This window comes from Sphingobium sp., assembly GCF_003248505.1.
Taxonomy (GTDB): domain Bacteria; phylum Pseudomonadota; class Alphaproteobacteria; order Sphingomonadales; family Sphingomonadaceae; genus Sphingobium.
Map to the genome: position 1 here is coordinate 1 of NZ_QFOA01000144.1, position 3306 is coordinate 3306.

The window sequence follows — 3306 nt, forward strand, 5'->3', positions numbered from 1 at the left end:
AGCCAGAAGATGACGGTGGCAGCGAGAGCGATGGCCGAGAAGAAGGCGTGGGGGCACCGGTCGTAGCGCGTTGCGACCCGTCGCCAGTCCTTGAGGCGGCCGAACATGATCTCGATGCGGTTGCGCCGTTTGTAGCGGCGCTTGTCGTGTTTGACGGGCTTGTTGCGGGATTTGCGACCGGGGATACAGGGGGTGATGCCCTTTTCCTGCAAAGCATCGCGGAACCAGTCGGCATCATAGCCACGATCAGCGAGCAGCCATTGGGCTTTGAGAAGTTGGTCCAGCAGCACCTCGATCTGCTGGACGTCGATCAGGTCGGTCGCGGCCATTCCTGGGCGACCCAGATACACACCGTCGAGGAACAGACTGGCGCTGTTCTCCAGCCCGTCGCTGCCGGGGTTGTTGCCGAGGCCACGAATCGAGATGCTCGCCTGGTGGCCGTTGGTGACGACCACGTTGGCGCTGGGCACGAGTTGATTGAGGTCTTCGAGCCGGATGTGGTCGTTGCGGCGTAGGTCCGCCCCGCCGACCGCCGTGATCGCGAGCGGTACATCCATCATCCGCTCGCGCGTCTTGCGCGCGGTGACGACGATGTCGTCGGCGGATGCTTGGATTGAATCGACGGGGGCTTCCCCCGCCATGGCACGAACAGGCATTGCGGCCAGTAGAGCCACGCTGCACACTAGGTATTTCCGACGATTCACAACGCCCCCGTCAGGTTGTGCAAATTTGTGAACGCTGCTGTACCGTTATTAAATGACAAATTTGCGAAGGGATGAGGATGGCGGAGAATGTTATAATGCGTGGCCGGGGACGGCCGCGCGAGGCGGAGAAGGACGAGGCAATCCGGGAGGCCACGTGGGACCTGCTGGCGCAGGTCGGCTATGACGGTCTGACGTTCGAGGCGGTCGCCGAGGCGGCGGGGATCAGCCGCACTACGCTTTACCGGCGTTTCTCGGCCAAAAGCGCACTGGTAGCTAACGCGCTCTACGAGACTTCGCGCAGAATGGAACGGGAGATGGCAGTTAGCGGGGATCCTGCAACCGAACTGCTAACGCACGTGCGCAACGCACAAGCCTTCATGACCGGGGCGCGCGGCCGTGCGGTGGTAACAATCACCGAAAGTGCCTCCCGCACGCCCGAACTGGCGGACGCGACCCGAGCGGCGACGGGCGGGGACGAGCGACGCGTACTCGACTTGCTCAGCCGGCTGCGGCCGCATGCATCGCGTGACAAGTTGCAGCTCGCACTTAGCGTGATCGTCGGCACAGTCATGTTCCATCAGGCCATGCGTGGCGGTGCGATGCCAGCGAATGGCGCCCAGGCGCTGGCGGCTGCAGCGATGGCCGTGCTTGACGCCCCGGAGTAACGATGGCGCCGGAAATGCGCGACCCAGCCCGTCGCCGGATGCTGGCCGGCTCCGGATATCGATACTGACTGTCTGGATCGGAGGATGGCGGGGAGGGGTACCTGTGACGACAATATCCGCGCTGGCGTCGTCTGTGGGGGCGGCGCGAGCGGTGCCAGAGGCTTTCGGTCCGGCATCCCGTGCATAAGCGGCAGGCGTGCCGCCCAACATCAAGGCAGCAAGCAACATATGACGGATGACCATGATCGGTTCCCCCTATAGAATGTTATATGCATAGTATGCATTATGCATGACTAGAATATTACAATCCCGATCGATAGGGTCGCCCGATGCGCATTTCCCCACTCAATCACCTCAATGTTCCCGTGAGCGCCGGCGGCCGGCAACTGCTCGACTTGGTTTTCAAAACCGGCGGGATCAGCCAAGCCGCGCTGACCCGTCAACTCGGGTTGGCGCAGCCGACGGTCGCACGTCTCTTGCAGGGGTTCGTCGCTGCCGGACTGATCCGCCTCGACGCACGCAAAGTCGATCGCCCTGGCCATCCCAGCGCGACCGCCCGGATCGTGCCCGATTTCGCCTTCTCGCTGGGCGCGGCGGTGCTGAGCGATGCTGTGTCGCTTTCGCTGCTCGACTGCGCGGGCGGCTTGGTCGCCAGCCGACGTACCGCACTGCCAGAACCGTCACGCGCGGCGGTGATCGCGGCACTGACGCAGTTCCGCGACGAGTTGTTTACGCAAGCCGATGTCGATCCCGCGCGTGTACTGGGATTGGGCGTCGGCATCTCCGCCTTCTTCACAGGGGAGGGTGGGCAGATCGCTGGTCCCCCCACGCTCGATGACTGGACCGGCTGCGAGCCGGTCGCGGTTCTGAAAGAAGCGCTGGGGCTGCCGGTCATCATCGAGAACGATGGCGCAGCCGGGGCGGTCGGCGAGAGCCTGTTCGGCATCGGGCGGACGATCGACGACTTCGCTTATCTTCACCTGACCACCGGCTTCGGGGGCGGGATCATCAGCGACCGACGCCTGTTCCGCGGCGCGCGGGGCAATGCCGGAGAGTTCGGCGGCATCTGGACTATCGGCCGGATGGGCTATCCCAGTCTGCATCGATTGCTAGACCTCGTCAACGATGCCGGCGGCACCTTTACCACGGTTGAGGAGATGCTGCCGGCGACCACCGCTGTCACGGCGGGCGTTGATCGCTGGCTGGACGAGGCCGCCCCCGCCTTTTCCACGCTTTGCGCTATGCTTAGTTACACGATAGACCCGACCGCAATCGTGATCGGCGGGCGGCTGCCGGCCATGATCGTAGACCGGCTGATCGATCGGATCGCAATTCCGCGCGCACCAAATCGGCGCGATCTGGCGCCACCCGTTCCGCGGGTCGTGAGGTCGGATATTGTCGGTGATGCCGTCGCGCTCGGCGCCGCTGTCATGCCAATCCAGCGCGCCTTTCTCGCTTAAGGAAGGGACTATTTAGCGAGAAGTAAGTTTCGCTATGACGCCAAGGAGGATTGCTACAACTGTCCCTGCGACCAGCGCCTAGATCGTAGCTGTCTGGTCGCGACACTTCATCGGCATAGTATCGGATGCCGTCGACTTTGGCCCCAATGCGCGTCAGGCGTACGGCGAACCATTGATAGCGGGGAGGGTGAAGCCGTACTCGAGCCCATGATGGAACGGCTCGTCGCTTGTTCCCAAATCATGAACCGCTGCCATAAAGACTGTCGAACAATCATTCGGCACGATCAAGCAGTGGATGAACAAAGGCGCCTTCCTCATGCCGGGGGGCTCGATAGCGTCCACGCAAAGGTCAGCCTGACAGCGCTCGCCCACAATCTCAGGCCCAAGTTGAACAGTGCCGGCGGAACACGCAGGGAACGCGAGCTGGTAAGTATTTGATTTTGCTAGGCGTGGGTTTGGGGGCAAAACCGGATGTGC

3 protein-coding genes and 2 pseudogenes are annotated in these 3306 nt (G+C 62.8%); 2 read left to right on the top strand and 3 right to left on the bottom strand.

The annotated features are described in order from the left end of the window. A pseudogene (locus DI606_RS19735) lies at positions 1–269 on the bottom strand (transposase); the annotation flags it as partial. A 75-nt stretch (positions 270–344) separates the two neighbouring features. Then, positions 345–656: pseudogene (locus tag DI606_RS19740) on the bottom strand (TonB-dependent receptor plug domain-containing protein); the annotation flags it as partial. Between the two features lie 125 nt (positions 657–781). On the opposite strand from DI606_RS19740, the gene DI606_RS19745 reads away from it, so the two are divergent. Together DI606_RS19745 and DI606_RS19750 are read left to right on the top strand one after the other, a co-directional pair. Continuing rightward, positions 782–1369 (top strand): TetR/AcrR family transcriptional regulator, encoded by a 588-nt coding sequence (locus DI606_RS19745; RefSeq protein WP_293985670.1) that lies wholly within the window; start codon positions 782–784, stop codon positions 1367–1369. A gap of 329 nt (positions 1370–1698) precedes the next feature. Then, positions 1699–2829, top strand: a complete 1131-nt coding sequence (locus DI606_RS19750) for an ROK family transcriptional regulator (RefSeq protein WP_293985672.1) — start codon at positions 1699–1701, stop codon at positions 2827–2829. Between the two features lie 153 nt (positions 2830–2982). Here the strand turns inward: DI606_RS19750 and DI606_RS19755 are convergent. Then, positions 2983–3306, bottom strand: a 324-nt coding sequence (locus DI606_RS19755; protein WP_293985674.1) for a hypothetical protein, incomplete at its 5' end; no start/stop codon positions are given.

Bases quoted from the DNA above. Each gene is read 5' to 3' on its own strand.
- DI606_RS19745 (WP_293985670.1), top strand. From the start codon at position 782: ATGGCGGAGAATGTTATAATGCGTGGCCGGGGACGGCCGCGCGAGGCG.
- DI606_RS19750 (WP_293985672.1), top strand. From the start codon at position 1,699: ATGCGCATTTCCCCACTCAATCACCTCAATGTTCCCGTGAGCGCCGGC.